This window comes from Mesorhizobium captivum (assembly GCF_033977165.1).
GTDB lineage: Bacteria > Pseudomonadota > Alphaproteobacteria > Rhizobiales > Rhizobiaceae > Mesorhizobium > Mesorhizobium captivum.
Window position 1 is genome coordinate 230,259 of sequence record NZ_JAVIJB010000001.1, and the last position, 19,861, is coordinate 250,119.

General features: G+C 64.0%; 18 protein-coding genes. 14 read left to right on the plus strand and 4 right to left on the minus strand.

Annotated features, from left to right (window positions below; genetic code table 11):
• Window positions 1–88 precede the first annotated feature (88 nt).
• From motA to RFM40_RS01135, 6 genes are read left to right on the plus strand one after another with little or no spacing between them, the layout of a single operon-like run.
• The gene (gene motA, locus RFM40_RS01110) at window positions 89–964 is read left to right on the plus strand and encodes a flagellar motor stator protein MotA (RefSeq protein ID WP_126087864.1); all 876 of its coding nucleotides are present in this window, start codon (window positions 89–91) and stop codon (window positions 962–964) included.
• Between the two features lie 34 nt (window positions 965–998).
• A complete protein-coding gene (locus tag RFM40_RS01115; protein ID WP_320224855.1) occupies window positions 999–1,934 on the plus strand; it encodes a FliM/FliN family flagellar motor switch protein in 936 nt (311 codons plus the stop codon).
• 30 nt (window positions 1,935–1,964) lie between these two features.
• Window positions 1,965–2,351, plus strand: a complete 387-nt coding sequence (fliN, locus tag RFM40_RS01120) for a flagellar motor switch protein FliN (RefSeq protein WP_126098123.1) — start codon at window positions 1,965–1,967, stop codon at window positions 2,349–2,351.
• Window positions 2,352–2,391: 40 nt separating this feature from the next.
• The gene (locus tag RFM40_RS01125) at window positions 2,392–3,411 is read left to right on the plus strand and encodes a flagellar motor switch protein FliG (RefSeq protein WP_320224856.1); all 1,020 of its coding nucleotides are present in this window, start codon (window positions 2,392–2,394) and stop codon (window positions 3,409–3,411) included.
• Window positions 3,412–3,435: 24 nt separating this feature from the next.
• Window positions 3,436–4,518, plus strand: a complete 1,083-nt coding sequence (gene flhB, locus RFM40_RS01130; protein ID WP_320224857.1) for a flagellar biosynthesis protein FlhB — start codon at window positions 3,436–3,438, stop codon at window positions 4,516–4,518.
• A gap of 20 nt (window positions 4,519–4,538) precedes the next feature.
• Window positions 4,539–4,976, plus strand: coding sequence for a hypothetical protein (locus RFM40_RS01135; protein WP_320219711.1), 438 nt, complete (start codon window positions 4,539–4,541; stop codon window positions 4,974–4,976).
• A gap of 30 nt (window positions 4,977–5,006) precedes the next feature.
• Here the strand turns inward: RFM40_RS01135 and RFM40_RS01140 are convergent, their stop codons facing one another.
• The 3 genes from RFM40_RS01140 to RFM40_RS01150 form a co-directional block, all read right to left on the minus strand.
• The gene (locus RFM40_RS01140; protein WP_320224858.1) at window positions 5,007–5,777 is read right to left on the minus strand and encodes a helix-turn-helix transcriptional regulator; all 771 of its coding nucleotides are present in this window, start codon (window positions 5,775–5,777) and stop codon (window positions 5,007–5,009) included.
• Window positions 5,774–6,484, minus strand: a complete 711-nt coding sequence (locus RFM40_RS01145) for a helix-turn-helix transcriptional regulator (protein WP_126098128.1) — start codon at window positions 6,482–6,484, stop codon at window positions 5,774–5,776. Before RFM40_RS01145 ends, RFM40_RS01140 begins: the two co-directional genes overlap by 4 nt.
• 537 nt (window positions 6,485–7,021) lie before the next feature.
• Entirely contained in the window at window positions 7,022–8,053 is a 1,032-nt protein-coding gene (locus tag RFM40_RS01150) for a histone deacetylase family protein (protein ID WP_320224859.1), read from the minus strand.
• Window positions 8,054–8,223: 170 nt separating this feature from the next.
• Between RFM40_RS01150 and RFM40_RS01155 the strand changes: the two genes are divergently transcribed.
• The 8 genes from RFM40_RS01155 (at window position 8,224) to RFM40_RS01190 (ending at window position 18,917) form a co-directional block, all read left to right on the plus strand.
• Window positions 8,224–9,882 carry an amidohydrolase gene (locus RFM40_RS01155; protein WP_320273655.1) on the plus strand — a complete coding sequence of 553 codons (1,659 nt, stop codon included), beginning with the start codon at window positions 8,224–8,226 and terminating at the stop codon, window positions 9,880–9,882.
• A 145-nt stretch (window positions 9,883–10,027) separates the two neighbouring features.
• Window positions 10,028–11,128, plus strand: coding sequence for an ABC transporter ATP-binding protein (locus RFM40_RS01160; protein WP_320224861.1), 1,101 nt, complete (start codon window positions 10,028–10,030; stop codon window positions 11,126–11,128).
• Window positions 11,128–12,075: an ABC transporter permease gene (locus RFM40_RS01165; RefSeq protein ID WP_320277000.1), complete on the plus strand. Its 948-nt coding sequence runs from the start codon at window positions 11,128–11,130 to the stop codon at window positions 12,073–12,075. Before RFM40_RS01160 ends, RFM40_RS01165 begins: the two co-directional genes overlap by 1 nt.
• Window positions 12,068–12,880: an ABC transporter permease gene (locus tag RFM40_RS01170; protein WP_320224863.1), complete on the plus strand. Its 813-nt coding sequence runs from the start codon at window positions 12,068–12,070 to the stop codon at window positions 12,878–12,880. The genes RFM40_RS01165 and RFM40_RS01170 overlap by 8 nt, the downstream gene beginning before the upstream one ends.
• A 46-nt stretch (window positions 12,881–12,926) precedes the next feature.
• Window positions 12,927–13,955 (plus strand): extracellular solute-binding protein, encoded by a 1,029-nt coding sequence (locus RFM40_RS01175; protein WP_320277001.1) that lies wholly within the window; start codon window positions 12,927–12,929, stop codon window positions 13,953–13,955.
• 120 nt (window positions 13,956–14,075) lie between these two features.
• On the plus strand, window positions 14,076–15,272 hold the full coding sequence (locus tag RFM40_RS01180) for a serine hydrolase domain-containing protein (protein WP_320224865.1): 1,197 nt from the start codon (window positions 14,076–14,078) through the stop codon (window positions 15,270–15,272).
• A 28-nt stretch (window positions 15,273–15,300) separates the two neighbouring features.
• Window positions 15,301–16,479 carry a serine hydrolase domain-containing protein gene (locus RFM40_RS01185; RefSeq protein WP_320224866.1) on the plus strand — a complete coding sequence of 393 codons (1,179 nt, stop codon included), beginning with the start codon at window positions 15,301–15,303 and terminating at the stop codon, window positions 16,477–16,479.
• Between the two features lie 122 nt (window positions 16,480–16,601).
• Window positions 16,602–18,917, plus strand: coding sequence for a Tex family protein (locus tag RFM40_RS01190; protein WP_320224867.1), 2,316 nt, complete (start codon window positions 16,602–16,604; stop codon window positions 18,915–18,917).
• On the opposite strand, the gene RFM40_RS01195 is transcribed toward RFM40_RS01190, so the two are convergent.
• Window positions 18,918–19,829, minus strand: a complete 912-nt coding sequence (locus RFM40_RS01195) for a LysR family transcriptional regulator (RefSeq protein WP_320224868.1) — start codon at window positions 19,827–19,829, stop codon at window positions 18,918–18,920.
• Window positions 19,830–19,861: the final 32 nt, after the last annotated feature.

Consider the following 19,861-nt stretch of genomic DNA (forward strand, 5'->3'; position numbering starts at 1 on the left):
GAATCGGTTTCCCGCGTCGCGATTCAAGCCTCACACAAGGCACGAGGACTATCCCTGATCCGCGACGTGACATGCGGAAGGACCTGTTGTGGGTATTCTGATCGGACTTGTAGTGACGCTTGGCTGCGTTCTCGGCGGCTTCATGGCCATGGGCGGCCATCTGCATGTGCTGATGCAGCCATGGGAAGCGGTGGTCATCTGCGGCGCCGCGCTCGGCACCTTCCTCGTCGCCAATCCGATGAAGACGGTCAAGGACACCGGCAAGGGCATTCTCGAAGCCTTCAAGCAGGCGGTGCCGAAGGAGCGCGACTATCTCGAAACGCTCGGCGTCCTGCACAGTCTGATGCGCGAATTGCGCTCGAAGTCGCGCAGCGAGGTCGAGGCGCATATCGACAATCCGGAAGAGTCCGCCATCTTCCAGGCGTTCCCGACCGTCTTGAAGAACCACGATCTGACGCATTTCATCTGCGACTATTGCCGCATCATCATCATCGGCAATGCCCGCTCGCACGAGATCGAGGCGCTGATGGACGAGGAGATCCAGACCATCCGCACCGACAAGCTGAAGGCCTATCACGCGATGGTCGCGGTCGGCGACGGCCTGCCGGCGCTCGGCATCGTCGCCGCCGTGCTCGGCGTGGTGAAGGCGATGGGCGCGCTCGACCAGTCGCCGGAAATCCTCGGCGGCCTGATCGGCGCCGCACTCGTCGGAACCTTCCTCGGCATCTTCCTCTCCTATGCCGTGGTCGGTCCGGTCGCCACCAAGATCAAGACGGTGCGCGAGAAGAAGAACCGCCTCTACATCATCGTCAAGCAGACGCTGCTCGCTTACATGAACGGCGCCTTGCCGCAGGTCGCGATCGAGTTCGGCCGCAAGACCATTTCCTCCTATGAGCGCCCGACGATCGATGCCGTCGAGCAGAGCACGATGAACACAGGCACCGCCGAGAAGAAGGCGGCCTGAGCATGCAGAACGTCAGTCAGGGCCGCTTGCCGTCATGACCAGTCCGGGCAGCCCGTCGCAAACCCGGGCTTTGATCATCGAGCGTCTCGTCGGCGACAGCGGCGAGGCCGCGCAGGTGATCGGGGTCGGCCGCGGCATGGCCGAACGCTCGCTGCCGCTGCTGCAGAAAGCGCTTGCGGGTGAGCTCGGCGCGCCGGTCACGGTCGACCTGCAAGCCGTCGAAGTGGGCCGTGTTCCCGATGCGCGCATGCGCGCCGGCGAAACCTTCGCCATGACGATCGTTTCGTCGCCGGCCTCGGCCGACGCCGTGACGCTCGTCATGGACGCGCCGGCGATTGCGGTCATGGTCTCAGCGCTGTTCGGCGGCGACCCGGACCAGCCGGTGGCGCCGATCCAGCGCGACCTGTCGCAGATCGAGACCGATGTCGCGACCACGGTCTTCCAGGAGGTCGCGGTGGCGCTGAACGGATCGGGCAGGCGTTCGCTCGACCTGCGTTTGCCGGTCCCCAGGGCGATGTCCGGCAACGAGGCAAAACGGCGCGTGCTGCGCGACGGGGCGGCGGTTCGCATCGTCTACGGCATCTCGACGCCGACCGACGCCGGCACGGTGACGGTGATGATCCCGCAGCGCATCCTGCTGGCGACGCGCGGCGCCACCGCCCATCGAGGCGACGACGACGCGAAGGAGTTCGACTGGCGGGCCCGGTTCTCGGAAGAAGTGATGCGCTCGGCCGTGCGGCTCGAGGCCACCATGCCGCTCGCCCGGCTGACGCTTGGCGATCTCGCCGCCTTCCAGCCCGGCCAGGTGATCGAGTTCGAGGAAAACGCGCAGCTGCAGGCCAGGCTCAGCGCGCGCGACAAGACGCTTTTTGTCTGCGAGTTCGGCAAGCTCGGACAGAATTACACGGTCCGAATCCGGCATCCCCACGACGGCGGGCAGGATTTTATCGACGGATTGATGCCGGGCTGAGGCCGGGCTTGGGAATATTGGAGACGAGGCATGGCAAAGACCAAAGTGGAAGCCGAACCCGAAGCCGACCAGCCGGACGAGCAGCTCGACCGAGCCATCGAGGAATTGCGCGGCGTGCTGCGGGAAGAGGAACAACGGCCGGACGCCGCCCTCCAGGCAGGAGCCAATTCCTCGATCATCATGACGATCCCGGTCGACGTGCAGATCATCCTCGGCAGCACCGAGATGCCGGTTTCGGAGCTGATGGCGCTGCAGAAGGGCTCGACCGTGGCGCTTAACCGCCGCATCGGCGAGCCGGTCGACGTGGTGGTCAACGGCCGCAGGATTGCACGCGGCGAGATCACTGTGCTGGAGCACGATCCGTCGCGCTTCGGCATCAGGTTGACCGAGATCATCGCCGCGACGAAGAGCGCCTGAGCGTGGACGGCGAGAGCACTGACCGGCAGCGGAGCAAAGCATGATGACGTCATTGACGCTGACGCGCCCGCAAAAGGCCGCCGCGATCCTGGTGGCGATGGGCAAGCCTTCGGCCAGCCGGCTGCTCAAATTCTTCAAGCAGGAAGAGCTGAAGGCGCTGATCGAGGGCGCCCGCCTGCTGCGCACCATCCCGCAAGCCGATCTGGAGCGCATCGTCGCGGAATTCGAGGCCGAATTCACGGAAGGCGCCGGCCTGCTCGATTCGGCCGATCGGATGGACACGATCCTCAACGAATCGCTGTCGCCCGAGGAAATGAGCGCCATCATGGGCGACAGGAAATTGGAATCGGCGCCGGAAGGACCGCCGCCGATCTGGCCGGATCTCGAAAAGCTCGAGCCCGCGCGTCTTGGGACCTTCCTCGCCGGCGAACACCCGCAGACGTCCGCCATGGTGCTGTCGAAGCTTGCGCCGCAGACTGCCGCCAATGTGCTCTTGACGATGGAAAAGCCGATACGCAGCCAGATCATCAAGCGCATGGTGACGATGGCCAATATTCCGGATGCGGCGACCAGGATCGTCGAGAACCAGCTGCGCGCCAGCGTGCTTTCCCAAAAAACGAGCAGGGACACGTCGGCCGGCCAGGAGCGCGTCGCCAGCGTGCTCAACGAAATGGCCAAGCCCGAGCTCGATGAGCTCATGCAGGATCTGGAAGAGGCCGGCACGCCCGACCTCGCCGGCGTGAAGTCGCGGCTCTTTGCCTTTGACGATCTGCCGATGCTCACCCAGAAGGCGCGCGTGCTTCTGTTTGACGGATTGTCGACCGAGCTCGTCACGCTGGCGCTGCGCGGCGCGCCGGCGGCGCTCACCGAATCGGTGCTGTCGGCGATCGGCGCACGCTCACGCCGCATGATCGAATCCGAGCTCGGACAGGGATCGGAAGGCATTGCGCTCACCGACATCATGGCGGCACGCAAGACGGTCGCGGTGGCGACCATCCGTCTGTCGCGGCAAGGAGCATTCGAGCTTCCCGCGACACAGACCGCCGCCGAAGCAGCCTGACGGCGGCAATAAGGTCAGGGCACCATGGCTGAGGCGGTCGACAAGGATTCCAAAACCGAGGAAGCCACAGAAAAGAAGATCCGCGACACGATCGAACAGGGCAAGCTGCCCCATTCGCGCGAAACGGCGATCTTTGCGTCCTTCCTCGCCATACTGGTGTTCACCGTCTTCTACGCCAAGGACGCCATCGTCAACCTCGGCATGTTCCTCGCCATGTTCCTGGAAAAGCCGGAAGCGTGGCCGATGGACACCGAGACCGATGTCATCACGCTCTACCAGCAAGTCCTGGCCGAGGTCGGCCGCGCCGTCGTCAGCCTGCTGGTGCTCCTGGTGGTTGCCGGCGTCGGGGCTTCGGTGTTCCAGAACATGCCGCAAATCGTCGGCGAGCGGATCAGGCCGCAACTGTCGCGCATCTCGATCGCCAAGGGCTGGAGCCGCCTGTTCGGCGTGCAAGGCTTCGTCGAGTTCGGCAAGTCGCTGGCCAAGCTTGCGTTCGCCATCGCGGTGCTCACCTTCACGGTGTCGGAGGATCATCGCAGGCTGCTTGCCGGCATGATCACCAACCCGATGTCGTTCGGCATGGTCATCCGCAGCATCTTTGTCGACATACTGGTGGCGATCGTCTTCGTCATGGGGCTGATCGCGGTCGCCGACATCGTCTGGTCGCGCTTCCACTGGCGGCGCGACCTGCGCATGACCAAGCAGGAAGTGAAGGACGAGATGAAGCAGTCGGAAGGCGATCCGATCGTCAAGTCGCGCCTGCGCTCGCTGGCGCGCGACCGTGCGCGGCGGCGCATGATGACGGCGGTGCCGCGCGCGACGCTCATCATCGCCAATCCGACGCACTATTCCATCGCGCTGAAATATGTCCGCGAGGAGGACTCCGCTCCGCTGGTGCTCGCCAAGGGCCAGGATCTGGTGGCGCTGAAAATTCGCGAGATCGCCAGGGAGCACAACATCCCGATCTTCGAGGACGTGGCGCTTGCCCGCTCCATGTACAAGCAAGTTTCGGTTGATAGCGTGATCCCGTCGCAATTCTACCAGGCCGTCGCCGAGCTGGTGCGGATCGTCTACTCGAAGAAGGCCGAGCGAAAAGCAACCCAATGAACGGACGCCGCTTGTAATCCATGAACCGGCAACCACACGCCAATTCACGCGAGCAGATCGTCGCCAGTTCCATCCAGGAGGTGGTCGGCGAGTTGCGCCTGATCGAGGTCGCCGACTACATCGCCTTCATCCGGCTGGAGCATTTCGCCTGCCTGTCGGACCTGGTGGACTCGGCCGCGGAACTTTACTTCCAGCCGGGCACGCTCAGGCTTGGCCATGGCGGCGAAGCGCATGTCGACTGGACGGGCCATCCGCGCATCGTGCTCGATCTCGAGCTTCGGCCGCGCGGCGTCACCGTCTACTTTCAGCTGACGCTGACCGGGCAGGGGGCGTCCGTGGTCGTCAACTACGTGTCTTTCGAGAAGCCGGGCGAGACGCCGGAGCACAACACGGCCCTGCTCGAGGGCGCGATCGATGAGGCGCGCATCCGCAGGACCGAGCCGCTCGCCTACCCCTGAGAATAGAGCGTGGACGCTGGCCCGAGCGAGCTACTCGATCAGGCCGAGACGCAGCGCCTTGGCGACCGCCTGGTTGCGGTTGACCGCGTTGAGCTTCTGCGTCGACTGGGTCAGATACTGGTTGGCGGTATGCACCGACAGTTTCAGGAGCTTCGCGATCTCTTCGCTGGTGTTGCCATTGGCGGTCAGCTTCAGGCATTCGAGCTCGCGCTTGGAGATGGCGCGCGTTCTGCCGGTCTCGCCTGGACGGATGCGGGCGATCGCGGCGAACAGCGCAAAGCAGCGCGCGTGGATTTCGCAAAGCGTGTCGTCCGACAGCGTGATGTCCGGTCCCAGGAAGACCACCAGCCCGCACTGGCCGCGATCCGCATGCACCGGAAAGGCGATGCCATTGGTGCCTGGCGCCGGCGATGAGGCTACCTCGGCCCATGTCAGGCTCTCCAGCGTCTGCCGCGAGCCGGCCATGTCGTCGTCGGCCCACCAGCGCGGCGTCGTCGAGATGCGGCTGTGGCGCACCATCTCCTCGCCGCTGGCGCCCGAGATGAATTTGGTCGTGACGGCGGTCGACGGATAGTCGGAATCGAAGCAGGCTACGAGGCGGGCGCGCTCCAGCGAAGGGCTGACGAAGAACAGCCCGAAGCTGGACGCGTTGATGTCGACGGCAATCCAGCGGCATCGGCGCACGGCATCCGGGATGGTCACCGCGTGATGCGTCTCCGATCCGAGCGAGAAGGCGCCGAACGGATTGCGCTGATCGTTGAAAAGGGCGGCCGCGGCCTCCCTGACCTGTGCGTGCTTCAAATGATGCCGCTCCTGATCGCGGTCGCAATCGCCATCGCGCGGTTGCTGGCCGCGAATTTCTGGATGGCATGCGTGATGTAGCTGTTGACGGTGTTCGACGAGACGCCAAGGATGAGTGCCACCTCGTCGGTGGTCTTGCCTTCCGACACCCAGAACAGGCATTCGCGCTCGCGGTCGGACAGCGGATCCTGCATCGATGCCTCGGCGATCAATTGCGGGATGCTGGACAGCGCGTAGCAGCATTTCAGCTGCGCCTTCATCAGGGCCGGGAGGTCGATCTTGTCGGGCTCGGCGGCGGAAAACAGCACGAACAGGCGCTGGCGGCCGACATTGAGCCTAAGCGAATAGATTTCGGCATGGCCGAGCACGTCGAGCAGCCTGGCCTCCTCGCCGCTCAGCAGCGCGCCGGCATCGGGCGCGTGGGCCGCGACCAGTGGTCTGGGACGTACGCCGGGAGCCGCCGTCAGCGGTCCCAGCGCAAGATTTGCAATCAGCCTTTTGCCGATCAGCTCGATGGCGTCGAAAATCCAGTTCGACGACACGATGCGCGCATCGTTGCGGTCCTGGTCGTGGACGATGGCGACCAGCATGTAGCTGTCGGCGCCGATGTCGGCGGCAAGCTGCATGAAGAAGCTGGTGAGATCGCCGCGGGACGCCAGGCGCGAGCCTGAAGCGTCGGGTTGAAGAAGCGCGGCGGGACTGCTCATTTTGATATTCTGGCCGGAATCGATCCCTGTGCCCGGTGCCGGCAGCAGCCAGCGTCCGGACCCGAAACGCGTCACGTTGACGAAAACACACTCAAGGGCGCGCACAGCGCCCAACCGAGCCGAATCCTTTTGGGGAACGCGAAGCCGTCCGCGTCTGGTGCCGGCCGAGCGCCGGAACAAGAGACCTTGGGTGGTTGCCGCGCCCCCCGTGGACCGGCTGATTCGGGTCTAATCTACCCGCAGATGAATCCGACATCAAACGCGATTTGACAAAATCGAATCCGGTGGACTCGTGTTGCGACTCAGAGGCCGCGTCTCGCGTTACTTGGCGATGATTTCAGGGTTGAGTTGAGCCGATGATTTCGCGGTAAAGCCGTCAAAAAATACGCCTCCGGTTGCATCCGAGGGCGCAACTCCTTTCGGCCGGATGTGGCTTAAAGCGCGTCGCGCAGAACGGATTCAGGCGACGCGCTTTAAAGTCTTTGTTTGATGCATGTCGTTCTCCCAAAACCGCTGCGCACTTTTGGGCGACATGCATCAGCGATCCTCGAATCCCGTCAGCACGCCAACGGCGTTGATGCCGATCTCCTCCACCGCGTAGCCGCCTTCCATGACGAACAGCGTCGTCAGGCCGAGCCTGGCGATGCGGCGGCCGATCCTGGGATAGTCCTCGCTCTTCAGCTTGAACTGACTGATCGGATCCTTCTCGAAGGTGTCGACGCCGAGCGACACCACGACGACGTCGGGTGCGTAGGCAGCAAGCTTGGCGCAGGCGTCCTCCAGCGATGCGTTCCAGCCGTCCCAGTCGGTGCCGAAGGGCATCGGATAGTTGATGTTGAAGCCTTCGCCTTCGCCCTCGCCGCGCTCGTCGGCATGGCCGAGGAAGAAAGGGTACTCGACCATCGGGTCGCCATGCAGGTTGAGCACCTGGACGTCGCCGCGGCGGTAGAAGATCTCCTGCGTGCCGTTGCCGTGGTGATAGTCGACATCGAGGATCGAGACGCGTTTGGCGCCCTGGTCGCGGAACCATTGCGCGACGACGGCGGCGTTGTTGATGAAGCAGTAGCCGCCCATGAAGGCGGCACCCGCGTGATGGCCGGGTGGACGGCAGAGCGCGAAGGCGGTCCGCTCGCCGGCCTTGACCAGGGCTGCCGCCGTCAGCGCGACGTCGTAGGATGATTTGATCGCCGCCCAGGTGCCTTCGACGAAGGTGGCGCCGGCATCGAAGGAATAATAGCCGAGCAGGGCGTCGATGCGCTTCGGCGGCACGTCGCCGCGCAGCCCGCGCGTCGGCCAGGTGAAGCCCATGGCCGAGCCCTTGAAGCCGGCAGCAACCCATTCCGGCCACACGGTCGGCAGGAAATCAATGTAGTGCGCCTCATGCACGCGCTTGGCGGCGGAGAGGTCGTGCTCGACCGGACCGATGATCGGCCCAAGCTTCTCGCTCTCCACCCGCGCCTTGATGAATTCGGCCCGCGACGGCTTCTCGAAACCAGGGACAATCGCCGACGTGACCAGTTCCATCTGCCCGGCATGACCGGCATGGAGAGGAGAGAAAACTGTCTTCATTTTGGGAGTTGGCTCGCTCTTCGGGTTGCGCTTTCGTGGGTCTCAAACAGCTTTGTGGCAGAGAGTTTCGGCGCCGCCAAGAGGCATTGCAAATTGTTCGCTCGGGCCAGTACGGGACGGCTTGCCAGACGCCAATACTCTGCTAGCCTAGGCACAAATGGGAGAAAATGATGCCGCAAACGGCCGATCTGATCGTCGAGAATGCCAGCATTTTGACGATGGATCCAGATACCCCAGCTGCCCAGGCCATTGCCATCAAAGGCAATCAGATAATTGCGATCGCAGATCGCGACAGCGTTCGGGACCATAAGGGTCCGGCCACCCGCGTCATCGATGCCCAGGGCGGCTCCGTCCTGCCGGGCTTCATCGAAGCGCATATGCATCTGTTCGGCGGCGCGGCCGAGCTCGACAACCTGCATCTGGCGGGCGTGCACGGCTTCGACGCGCTGCGCGACGCGATCCAGGGCTTTGCCGCCAAGCGTCCGAATGCCAGGCTGCTGATCGGCGCCGGCGTCGACTATGCGATCCTGCCCGAGCCGGTGACCCGCTATCATCTCGATCGCATCATCCCCGACCGGCCCTTCGCCATGTCGGCCTCGGACCACCATACAATGTGGGCAAACACCAAGGCGCTCGAAGAGGCCGGCCTGCTCAATGGCAAGCAGGTAGGGCCGGGCAACGAAGTCGTCATGGGTGCTGACGGACTTGCCGCCGGCGAGCTGCGCGAAGGCGAGGCATTCGGGCCGATCCTCGAGCATTTCGGAGCAAACCGGACACGACTCGGCCTGACTGGCGAGGAGCCGGATCCCTATCCGTCGGCCGAAGAACTGGCGGCCGACCGCGATCTGATGCATCGCGGGCTCGAGTGGTGCGCCAGGCACGGCATCACCTCGATCCAGAACATGGACGGCAACCTCTACCAGCTCGAGCTGCTCGCCGGCCTGGAAGAAGAGGAGCGGCTGATCTGCCGGACCAAGATTCCGTTCCACTTCAAGAATTTCATGAAGCTGGACATGCTCGAAAAAGCCTCGCGCATGGCGGCGACCTACAATTCCGAGTGGCTGTCGTCGGGCATGGTCAAGGTCTTCTATGACGGCGTCCTGGATTCCTGGACCGCGGTGATGGTTGACGACTATGCCGACCGGCCGGGTTGGCGCGGCGAGCCGCTTTTTTCGCCCGCGCATTTCGCCGAAGTGGCGGTCGAGGCCGACAGGCGCGGCTTGCAGATCGCCGTGCATTCGATCGGCGACGGCGCGGTGCGCGCCGTGCTCGACGGCTATCAGACGGCGCTGAAGAAGAACGGCAGGCGCGACAGTCGCCATCGCATCGAGCATATCGAGGTGACCACGCCGTCCGACGTGCCAAGGTTTGCCGAGCTCGGCGTGCTGGCGTCGATGCAGCCGGCGCATCCGCCGGGCGCCTTGAATTTCCCGCTCGAGCCGACGATCTCGCGTATCGGCAGGGCGAAGTGGCCGCTGAGTTATGCCTGGCGCACGCTCAAGCAAGCCGGCGCGCGCGTCGTCTTCGCGTCCGACTGGCCGGTTTCGCCGGTCGACCCGATCCTGAGCATCCAGGCGGCGGTTATGCGCAAACCTTGGGCAGAAGGCCTGCCGGACCAGAGCTTCTCGCTGCATGAATCGATCGCCGGCTACACGGTCGAGGGCGCCTATGCCGAGTTCATGGAACATCGCAAGGGCCGACTGAAGACCGGATATCTCGCCGATATCGTGGTGTTGTCAGCCGATATCGAGAAGACGGCGCCGGAAGCACTGCATATCGTTCGGCCGGTCACCACCATTTGCGGCGGAAAGGTCACTTACCAAGCCTAAGCATAGCCAGGCCTGAGGTTGTGGCATGGGAATTGCGTCTAGAAATCGAATAGCAGCTCCGCAGTTGCCAAGCCGGCTGGCTTATGGTGACAATCAAACAGGAACACACCTGCCGACAAGAGCAGGCTCTCTCAATGGGGTAATCGTGCCGGAACAGCCGGGTAAGAACGCGATCGAAGTTCGCGGTGTACGCAAAGTATTTGGAACCGGTGAAAATCAGGTAGCCGCTCTCGACACGGTGTCGGTGTCGATCCGTGAGAACGAGTTTTTCACCTTGCTCGGCCCGTCCGGATGCGGAAAGACGACGCTGCTGAGATTGATTGCCGGCTTCGATTTCCCAAGCGCCGGCGAAATCCTGCTGCACGGCCAGGACATCGCGCCGCTGCCGCCCTTCAAGCGCCCGGTCAACACCGTCTTCCAGAGCTACGCGCTCTTCCCGCATATGACGGTGGCGCAGAACATCGGCTTCGGACTGGAGATGCTCGGCCAGCCGAAGGCGGAGATCGAGGCGCGCGTCGCCCAGATGCTCAAGCTGGTCAAGATGGAGGCGCTCAGGGCGCGCCGCACCAGCCAGATCTCCGGCGGCCAGCAGCAGCGCGTGGCGCTCGCCCGGGCGCTGGCGCCGCAGCCGAAGGTGCTGCTGCTCGACGAGCCGCTCTCGGCGCTCGACTATAAGCTGCGCAAGGAAATGCAGATCGAGCTGAAGCGGCTGCAGCACGAGACCGGCATCACCTTCATCTTCGTCACCCACGACCAGGAAGAAGCGCTGACCATGTCCGACCGCATCGCGGTCATGTCGGCCGGCAAGATCCTGCAGGTCGGCGCGCCGCGCGACATCTACGACCGGCCGGCCGAACGCTTCGTCGCCGACTTCATCGGCGAAACGAATTTCTTGGCTGGCACGGTGGTGTCGAAGAAGCCCGGCGTGGCGACGGTCAAATTCGCCAGCAACGCGACGATCACCGCTGGCTATCCGGAAGGCTTCGAGCCGTCCGGCGACGTCACGCTGGTGGTGCGTCCCGAGCATGCCGACATGGTGCCCGATCCGGCCAAGGGCACGATCACCGGCACGCTCTCCAACATCGTCTATTTCGGCACCGACACGCACTACCACGTGAAGCTCGACGGCGGCGAAAACTTCATCGTGCGTCACCAGAACAGCCGCTCGTCCCCGGTCACCTATGAGACCGGCGCCAAGGTCGGCATCCAGTTCGAGGAGGACGCCGCCCGCGTCCTGAAAGACTGATGACGACAGCCACGCTCTCCACAACCACGCTCCCCAAGGCCGCGTCGTTCGAAGCTCAGGCGGTGAAAGCCGGCGCGCGGCGCAACCGGCTGCTGTCGCTGCCAGCGTTGATCATCATTGGCACTTTTGGCGTGCTGCCGCTGCTCATCATCTGCGTCTATTCGTTCCTGGTCGCCGCGCCCTATGGCGGCGTGCAGTGGCAGTTTTCGACCGACGCCTATCTGAACTTCCTGTTCCAGCGCGACATCTTCGACGACACGCTGCAGTTCACGCCGGACTTCCTGATCATCTATCTGCGCTCGTTCCTGTTCGCGGTGGTGACGACGGTGATCTGCCTGCTGCTCGGCTTCCCGACCGCCTATTTCATGGCGACGCGGCCGCCGGCGCAGCGCAACTGGTGGGTGCTTCTGATCACCATCCCTTTCTGGTCTAACCTGCTCGTGCGCACGCTGGCGATCATGTTCATCATCCGCGACGAAGGGCTGATCAACAACGCGCTCCTGGCGCTCGGCGTGATCGATAAGCCGATCACCATGCTTTACACCAACTTCGCCATCCAGCTCGGCCTGCTCTACGCCTTCCTGCCATTCATGGTGCTGCCGCTCTATTCGAGCCTGGAAAAACTCGACTTCCGATTGATCGAGGCGGCCTACGACCTCTATGCGACGCGCCGGCAGGTGTTGTGGCGGGTGATCATTCCGCTGTCCAAGCCAGGCATCATCGCAGGCTGCCTGCTGGTCTTCATTCCGGCGCTCGGCGCCTATGTCACGCCGCTGATCCTCGGTGGCGGCGTCCACCTGATGATCGGCGACCTCATTGCCCAGCAATTCGGTTCGGGCCGCAACTGGCCGCTCGGCTGCGCGCAGGCGCTGATCCTGATGGCCGCGGTGCTGGTGGCGCTCTTCTTCTACGTCCGCAACACGTCGGGGAAGATGCAGCATGGCTGAGCCCCGCACCATCGACATCAAGGACCAGCCGGGCTTCCGCTCGATCGCCGTCATCTGCCTTTTGGTGCTCTACGTGCCGGTGCTGATCCTGATGATCTTCTCGCTGAACAGCGGCTCGCTGGTCACGCATTGGGAAGGCGTCACGCTCGGTTGGTACGGCACCGCGCTGCTCAACGAGGAATTCCACAACGCAGCCCGCAATACGATGATCATCTCGGTCAGCGCCACGATCATCTCGACCGTCTGCGCCACGCTTGCGGCCATCGGCATGACAAGGGTGAAGCCGTGGCGCGGGCTTGCCGCGGCGTTCATGGTCATCAACCTGCCGCTGATGGTGCCTGAGATCATCACGGCGGTGGCGACGCTCTCCTTCTTCGCGCTGATCGCCGGTACGTTCGGACTGAATTTCGGCATCGGCAATCTGATCCTCGCCCACACCGTGTTCTGCATCCCCTTCGCCTATATGCCGATCCGGGCGCGGCTGGAGGACATGGACCTGACGCTGGAATATGCGGCGGCCGACCTCTACGCGACGCCATGGAATGCCTTCAGGCGGATCACGCTGCCCTTGCTGGTTCCCGGCATCATGTCGGGCGCGGCACTCGCCTTCATCGTCTCCTTCGACGATTTCACCATCACGCAGCTTGTCGCCGGCCCTGGTCAGACGACGCTGCCCCTTTACATCTGGAACCAGATCCGGCGGCCGATGACGCCGGAGATCAACGCCATCTCCACCATCCTTCTATTGGTGTCGATCCTGTTCGTCTCCGTCTCGTTCCTGATCGCGCGTCGGCGCGCCAAGTGACCAAGAGCTCCAACACAAAACAATGGGAAGGCAAGGAGAACATAAAATGTCTGGAAAACTGATGGCGGCCGTTTCCGCGGCCGTGCTGTTATGGGCCGTTCCGGCGCTCGCCGACGGCGAACTGCACATCTACAACTGGGGCGACTACACCAACCCCAAGCTGATCGAGAAGTTCGAGAAGCAGTACAACGTCAAGGTGACGCTGGACGACTACGATTCCAACGAAACCATGCTGTCCAAGGTGCGCGCCGGCAATTCCGGCTATGATATCGTCGTGCCGTCCGATTACACCGTGAAGATCATGATCGAAGAGGGCCTGCTCGAAAAGACCGAGCCTAACGCGATGCCGAACGGCAAGAACATCGATCCGCGCTTCGTCGATATCTATTGGGACTCCGGCCGCCATTACACCGCGCCGTGGCAATTCGGCACGACGGCATTCTCCGTCAATACGGACAAGTTCAAGGGCGAAATCAACACGCTGGCGATCCTGTTCAACCCGCCGGACGAACTTAAGGGCCAGATCAACGTGCTCGACGACGTCAACACCGTCATGCACGCGGCCGAGCGCTATGCCGGCGTGCCGCGCTGCGGCGCCGACAAGGCCAGTCTGAAAAAGATCAACGATCTGCTGATGGCCGCCAAGCCGTCGTGGAAGACCTTCAGCTACGACACCATCACCAAGATCACCTCCGGCGACGTCATCGTGTCGGAGCAGTGGAACGGCGCCAGCTACCGTTCGCGCCAGAAGATCCCGGCGATCAAATACGCCTATCCGAAGGAAGGCATCGAAGGCTGGATGGACAATGTCGCGGTGCTGAAGGGCGCCAAGAACCTCGAGAACGCCAAGCTGTTCCAGGACTTCGTCATGGCACCTGAAAACGCGGCGCTGATCTCCGAGTTCGCCGGCTATGACAACGGCATCGCCGGCAGCCACAAATTCCTGCCAGCGGAGTTCGCCAACTCGCCGGAGATCAGTCCGCCGGCCGGTTCGCCGACGCCGGAATTCGTGCCGCCATGCCCGCCGGACGTGGTGGAGATCTACAACAAGATCTGGACCAATCTGCGCAAATAACTCCGGCATAAAGCATGAAGGAGGGGAGGCTCCGGCCTCCCTTTCTTGTGGCTGTTTCTGTGCATGTCGCTTTCCCAAAACCGCTGTGCACTTTTGGGCGACATGCATCGGGAGGATTTGATGACATCTTATCGCAATTCCGATCCGCGGCCGCCGATCATGCAGGGCTCGCCGCCCGTCATGGTGCCACCCAAACTCGATTGGGACAGGGGCCCTTGGAACCGCTGGGCATTCCAGAACATCCGCGAGGTCCTGCCGACCGTCGAAGTCTGGCGCGGCCATGGTCATCGCCGCCGCATCGAGCGCGCCGAGGTCGATCTCGATGCACTGCCGGTGGTGGACAGCACGGGTGCTGCGACGACGCTCGCCGGGCTGCTCGACGAGACCTACGCCGACGGCTTCCTGGTGCTGAAGGACGGCAAGGTCGCCTATGAGCGCTACTTCAACGGCATGGACGAGCGCACGCTGCATCTGTCGCAATCGATGGCGAAGTCGGTGACCGGATCGGTGTTCGGCATCCTGGTCGGACGCGGCCTGATCGACCCGACCAAATTGGTGACCGATTATCTTCCGGAGCTCGGCGAGACCGGCTGGGCCGGCGCCACGGTGCAGCACGTGCTCGACATGACGACGGGCGTGCGCTTCTCCGAGGAGTACACCGATCGCTATTCCGAGATCGGCCAGGTCGACGTCGCCAGCGGCTGGAAGCCGGTGCCGCCGGGCAGCGATCCCAACTTCCAGTGGCCGACGCATATGTTCGAGTTGATCCTGCGGCTGAAGGACAAGGTGCGGGAGCATGGCGAGGCCTTCGAATACCGCTCGATCGAGACCGACGTGCTCGCCTTCATCATGGAGCGGGTGAGCGGCAAGCGCCTGGCGCAGCTCGTCTCGGAAGAACTCTGGCAGAAGCTCGGCGCCGATGAGAGCGCTTGCTTTACCGTCGACAGCGCCGGCTATGCACTGGCCGAGGGCGGCTTCAACGCGACGCTGCGCGACTATGGCCGCTTTGGCCAATTGATCCTCGACAATGGCGGCGGCGTGATCCCGACCGACTGGATCGAGGCGACGCGCACCGGCAAGCACGGGCCGAATTTCAGCCCGAGCCTTCCGGGCGGCAGCTATCGCAACCAGTTCTGGATCGAGGATCCACGCTCGCGCTCGCTGATGTGCCGCGGCGTGTTCGGCCAGATGATTCATATCAGCTGGGAGCACCGGATGGTCGTGGTGAAGCTTTCGACCTATCCCGATTTCCTCAACGCCGCTTATTCGGTGGCGACGCTGAAGGCCGTGCACGCTATCGCTGCGGCGCTCGCCTGAAATCAGAGACAAGGTCCGGGAGAAAATCGTGGCAGGCAAGACTGCGTTCGAGACCAAATACGGCTTTGCCCGCAAGGATGTGCGGCTCGACAATTGGCGGCTGAGGCCGTTCAGCCAATGGTCGTTCCAGAATGTCGGCGAACTGGTGCCGAGCGTGCACGTTGCGGCCGCGGCCAGCGGCGAGGAACAGGCGAAATCGCTCGGGGCGCTGCTCGATGAGAAAGTCACCGTAGCTGGTGGTGCTGAAACCGTCGAGACCTTCCTCAAACGCTCCGATACAGACGGGCTGACGGTCCTGAAGGGCGGCAGGCTGGTCGGCGACTGGTCGGCGCCGCACATGCCGTTCGGACAGCGTCACATCATCTTTTCGATCAGCAAGTCGGTGACGGCGGTTCTCGCCGGTATCCTGGAAGGCGAGGGGGTGTTCGACGCGGAAGCGCCGGTGACTGAGTACATCCCCGAGGCCAAGGGCTCTGCCTATGGCGATGCGAGCGTGCGCAACGTGCTCGACATGACGGTCAGCCTCGACTTCGAGGAGGCTTATCTCGATCCGGAAAGCGCCTTCGCCCGCTATCGCCGCGCGACGCTGTGGAATCCCGGCGGCGGCTCGGAAAGCCTTGCGGCGTTTCTGCTGACCCTGCAGCGTCTCGCCGAGCCGCATGGGCAGACCTATCGCTACCGCTCGCCCAATTCGGATATGCTCGGCATCCTGGTGGAGCGGGCATCCGGCAAACGCGTCGGCGACCTGCTAGCTGAGAAACTGTGGCTGCCGCTGGGCGCCGCGAGCGAGATGTCGGTGACAGTCGACATGGAAGGCACGGCGCGCACCGCCGGCGGCATGTCGATGACGCCGCGCGACCTTGCACGCATCGGCGAGATGATGCGGCAGGGCGGTACTGCCAATGGCCGCCGCATCGTGCCGGAGGCCTGGGTGCGCGACACGGTCGCCGCCGGCGGCAGCCATGAGGCCTGGCGGCGCGGCACCATGGCGTTCCTGTTCCCCAAGGGGCGCTACCGCAACAAATGGTACCAGATGGGCACGACAAGCGGCGCCTTCTGCGGCATCGGCATCCACGGGCAGTGGCTTTACGTCAATCCAAAGGCCGAAGTCGTGATCGCCAAGATGTCGTCGCAGCCGGAGCCGGTCGACGACCAGCTCGACGTCGATATCGTCGCTTTCCTCGAGGCGCTGAGCGGGATGGTCTGAGCCGCTTCGGCACTTCGCCTTACGGCTGTTTCCTGTGGACCTTTCGGGTCGGGTGAGCGCACCATGGTTGGCGCAGCCGCCATCCCGGCCTATGGTCGCCGCTCTTTTCGACAGGGACCAGTATGGCATCGGACATCAAGCGCATCGCAGCAATCATCGCGGCCGAGATCGGCTCGCGGCCGGAACAGGCTGCGGCGGCCATTGGGCTTCTCGACGAAGGTGCGACGGTGCCGTTCGTGGCCCGTTACCGCAAGGAGGTTACCGGCGGGCTCGATGACACGCAGCTGCGCGACCTTTCCGAGCGCCTTGCCTATCTGCGCGAGCTCGATGCGCGCCGTGAGACCATCCTCGGTTCCATCCGCGAGCAGGGCAAGCTGACCGAAGAGCTCGAGGCCAAGATCGCCGCGGCCGCCACCAAGGCCGAGCTCGAGGACATCTACCTGCCCTACAAGCCGAAGCGCCGCACCAAGGCCGAGATCGCCAGGGAGCGCGGGCTTGGACCTCTGGCCGAGGCGATCCTCGCCGATCGTTCGTTGGTGCCGGCAGAGCTCGCGCTCGCCTATGTCACCGAGGAAGTGCCTGACGCCAAGGCGGCGCTCGAAGGCGCGCGCGACATCGTGTCGGAGCAGTTTGCCGAGAATGCCGATCTGGTCGGCAAGCTGCGCGCTTATATGAAGGAGCGCGCCTTCCTGCGCGCTCACGTCGTCGACGGCAAGCAGGAGGCAGGCGCGAAATTCTCCGACTATTTCGAACATGCCGAGCGCTGGGCGGGCGTTCCCAGCCACCGCGCTTTGGCCATGCTGCGCGGCCGCAACGAAGAAGTGCTGTCCCTCGACGTCGAGGTCGATGCCGACGATCAATCGCCGGTGAAGCCGGTCGAGCGCATGATCGCCAACGCCTATGCCATCGGTGCCAGCCTGCCGGGCGATCGCTGGCTGATGGAGGTCGCCGGCTGGACCTGGCGGATAAAGCTGTCGCTGCACCTCACGCTCGACCTGATGCGCGACTTGCGTGAGCGGGCCGAGGAAGAAGCGATCCATGTCTTCGCCCGCAATCTGAAGGACTTGCTGCTTGCAGCGCCGGCCGGCTCGCGACCGACCATGGGCCTCGACCCCGGCATCCGCACCGGCGTCAAGGTGGCGGTGGTCGACGGGACAGGCAAGCTTGTGGCGACGACCACGGTCTATCCGTTTCCGCCGAGGAACGATGTGCGCGGCACGCAGGTCGAACTTGCCGCCCTCATGCGCCAGCACAAAGTCGAGCTGATCTCGATCGGCAACGGCACCGGCAGCCGCGAGACCGAGAAGCTGGTGGCCGACATGCTGGCGGACCTGCCCGCCGGGTCCGGACCGAAGCCGCTCAAGGTTATCGTCAGCGAGGCGGGCGCTTCGGTCTATTCGGCCTCGGCGACCGCAGCGGCGGAATTCCCCGGCCTGGATGTCTCGCTGCGCGGCGCCGTATCGATTGCCAGGCGCTTGCAGGATCCGCTTGCCGAGCTGGTCAAGATCGAGCCGAAATCGATCGGCGTCGGCCAGTACCAGCATGATGTCGACCAATACCGGCTCGGCCGTTCGCTGGAGGCGGTGGTGGAGGATGCGGTCAATGCCGTCGGCGTCGACCTCAACACGGCGTCGGCGCCGCTGCTGGCGCGCGTGTCAGGGTTGGGGCCGTCGCTTGCCGAAGCGATCGTTGCGCATCGCGACGCGACCGGGCCGTTTGCCAGCCGCAAGGAGTTGCTCAACGTGGCGCGGCTTGGACCGCGCGCGTTCGAACAATCCGCCGGTTTCCTGCGCATTGCCAACGGCAGCGAGCCGCTCGACGCCTCGTCGGTGCACCCGGAGGCCTATGGCGTGGCGAAGAAGATCGTTGCGGCCTGCGGTCGCGACGTGCGTTCGCTGATGGGCGACAGCGCGGCGCTCAAGGCGCTCGACCCGCGCGTCTTTGTCGACGAGCGTTTCGGCCTGCCGACGGTGCGCGATATCATTGCGGAACTCGAAAAGCCCGGCCGCGACCCGCGCCCTGGCTTCAAGACGGCGACCTTTGCCGAAGGCGTCGACGACATCAAGGATCTGAAGCCCGGCATGCTGCTCGAAGGCACCGTCACCAATGTCGCGGCGTTCGGCGCCTTCGTGGACATAGGTGTGCACCAGGACGGGCTGGTGCATGTCTCGCAACTGGCCGACCGCTTCGTCAAGGACGCGCATGAGGTGGTGAAGGCCGGCGATGTCGTGAAGGTGCGGGTCGTCGATGTCGACATCAAGCGCAAACGCATCGGACTGTCGATGCGCAAGGATGGTGATGGCGGTGCCTCGCGCGGCCAGCGGGACAGTGGCGGCGGCAAGCCCGTGTTGCGCTCGCCGGCGCCGCAGCGCCAGCCAGAGCGGCCGGCTCAGGGTGCTTTCGGCGCGGCGCTCGCTGAGGCGATGAAGCGGAAATAGCTACCACGCCAGAACAGCCGGCTCCTTCTCAACTTGGCCCAGCAGCCAGTCGCGGAAGCTGGCGATCGGCGGGTGGCCGCGCTTGTCATGCGGCACGACGAGGTAATAGGCGCTGCGGCTCTGCATCGGCAGGCCCGGCGCCGGCACCAGCTGGCCGCGCTGCAATTCGCCGGCAATCAGGATCTGTGGCAGGAGGGCCACGCCAAGTCCCGCCATGCAGGCCTGGGCGACGGTGCCGAACTGTTCGAACTGCATGCCGGGACCCGTCGGCGCGGCGAGCCCCTGATGCTCGAACCATTCGCTCCAGGCGCCGGGCCGCGTCGCCATATGCAGCAGCGGCAGGCGGCCGATGTCGGCAGGCGCGGTGACCTTCCGCTCGTCCAGGAACTCGGGCGCTGCGACCGGTGCGACGGTCTCGCGCATCAGAAGCGTGCAGTCGGCGTCCGGCCAGTCGGGCACGCCGTGGTGGATCGCCGCGTCGAGGCGCTCGCGGGTGAAATCGAAGCGGCCGATGCGCGTGGCGAAGTTGATGGTGATGTCGGGGTGGCGGCCGACGAAATCCGGGATGAGCGGCATCAGCCAGCGCGTGCCGAAGGTCGGCAGAATGGCAAGGTTGAGAACGCCGCTATGCCGATTGCTCATCAATCCGAGCGCGGCATCGCGCAATTGGCCAAGCGCCGATCGCACTGCTTCGGCATAGATCTCTCCCGCAGTCGACAGCCTAACATTGCGGCTGTCTCGCTCGAACAGCCGGCGGCCGAATTGTTCTTCCAAAAGGCCGATCTGCCGGCTGACGGCGCCTTGCGTCAGATCGAGCTCGCGCGCGGCGGCCGTAAAGGATCCAAGCCGCGCCACCGCCTCGAAGGCGGCAAGGGCGCTGATATTCGGCAAAAGGCGGCGCTGGACGCTCATGATCTATTACTAACGCTCATTGATCCGTGATG

Bases quoted from the DNA above. Each gene is read 5' to 3' on its own strand.
- RFM40_RS01135 (WP_320219711.1), top strand. From the start codon at position 4,539: ATGAACCGGCAACCACACGCCAATTCACGCGAGCAGATCGTCGCCAGT.
- flhB (WP_320224857.1), top strand. From the start codon at position 3,436: ATGGCTGAGGCGGTCGACAAGGATTCCAAAACCGAGGAAGCCACAGAA.
- RFM40_RS01170 (WP_320224863.1), top strand. From the start codon at position 12,068: ATGGCTGAGCCCCGCACCATCGACATCAAGGACCAGCCGGGCTTCCGC.
- RFM40_RS01150 (WP_320224859.1), bottom strand. From the start codon at position 8,053: ATGAAGACAGTTTTCTCTCCTCTCCATGCCGGTCATGCCGGGCAGATG.
- RFM40_RS01155 (WP_320273655.1), top strand. From the start codon at position 8,224: ATGCCGCAAACGGCCGATCTGATCGTCGAGAATGCCAGCATTTTGACG.
- RFM40_RS01125 (WP_320224856.1), top strand. From the start codon at position 2,392: ATGATGACGTCATTGACGCTGACGCGCCCGCAAAAGGCCGCCGCGATC.
- fliN (WP_126098123.1), top strand. From the start codon at position 1,965: ATGGCAAAGACCAAAGTGGAAGCCGAACCCGAAGCCGACCAGCCGGAC.
- RFM40_RS01180 (WP_320224865.1), top strand. From the start codon at position 14,076: ATGACATCTTATCGCAATTCCGATCCGCGGCCGCCGATCATGCAGGGC.
- RFM40_RS01190 (WP_320224867.1), top strand. From the start codon at position 16,602: ATGGCATCGGACATCAAGCGCATCGCAGCAATCATCGCGGCCGAGATC.
- RFM40_RS01145 (WP_126098128.1), bottom strand. From the start codon at position 6,484: ATGAGCAGTCCCGCCGCGCTTCTTCAACCCGACGCTTCAGGCTCGCGC.
- RFM40_RS01175 (WP_320277001.1), top strand. From the start codon at position 12,927: ATGTCTGGAAAACTGATGGCGGCCGTTTCCGCGGCCGTGCTGTTATGG.
- RFM40_RS01115 (WP_320224855.1), top strand. From the start codon at position 999: ATGACCAGTCCGGGCAGCCCGTCGCAAACCCGGGCTTTGATCATCGAG.
- RFM40_RS01195 (WP_320224868.1), bottom strand. From the start codon at position 19,829: ATGAGCGTCCAGCGCCGCCTTTTGCCGAATATCAGCGCCCTTGCCGCC.
- RFM40_RS01165 (WP_320277000.1), top strand. From the start codon at position 11,128: ATGACGACAGCCACGCTCTCCACAACCACGCTCCCCAAGGCCGCGTCG.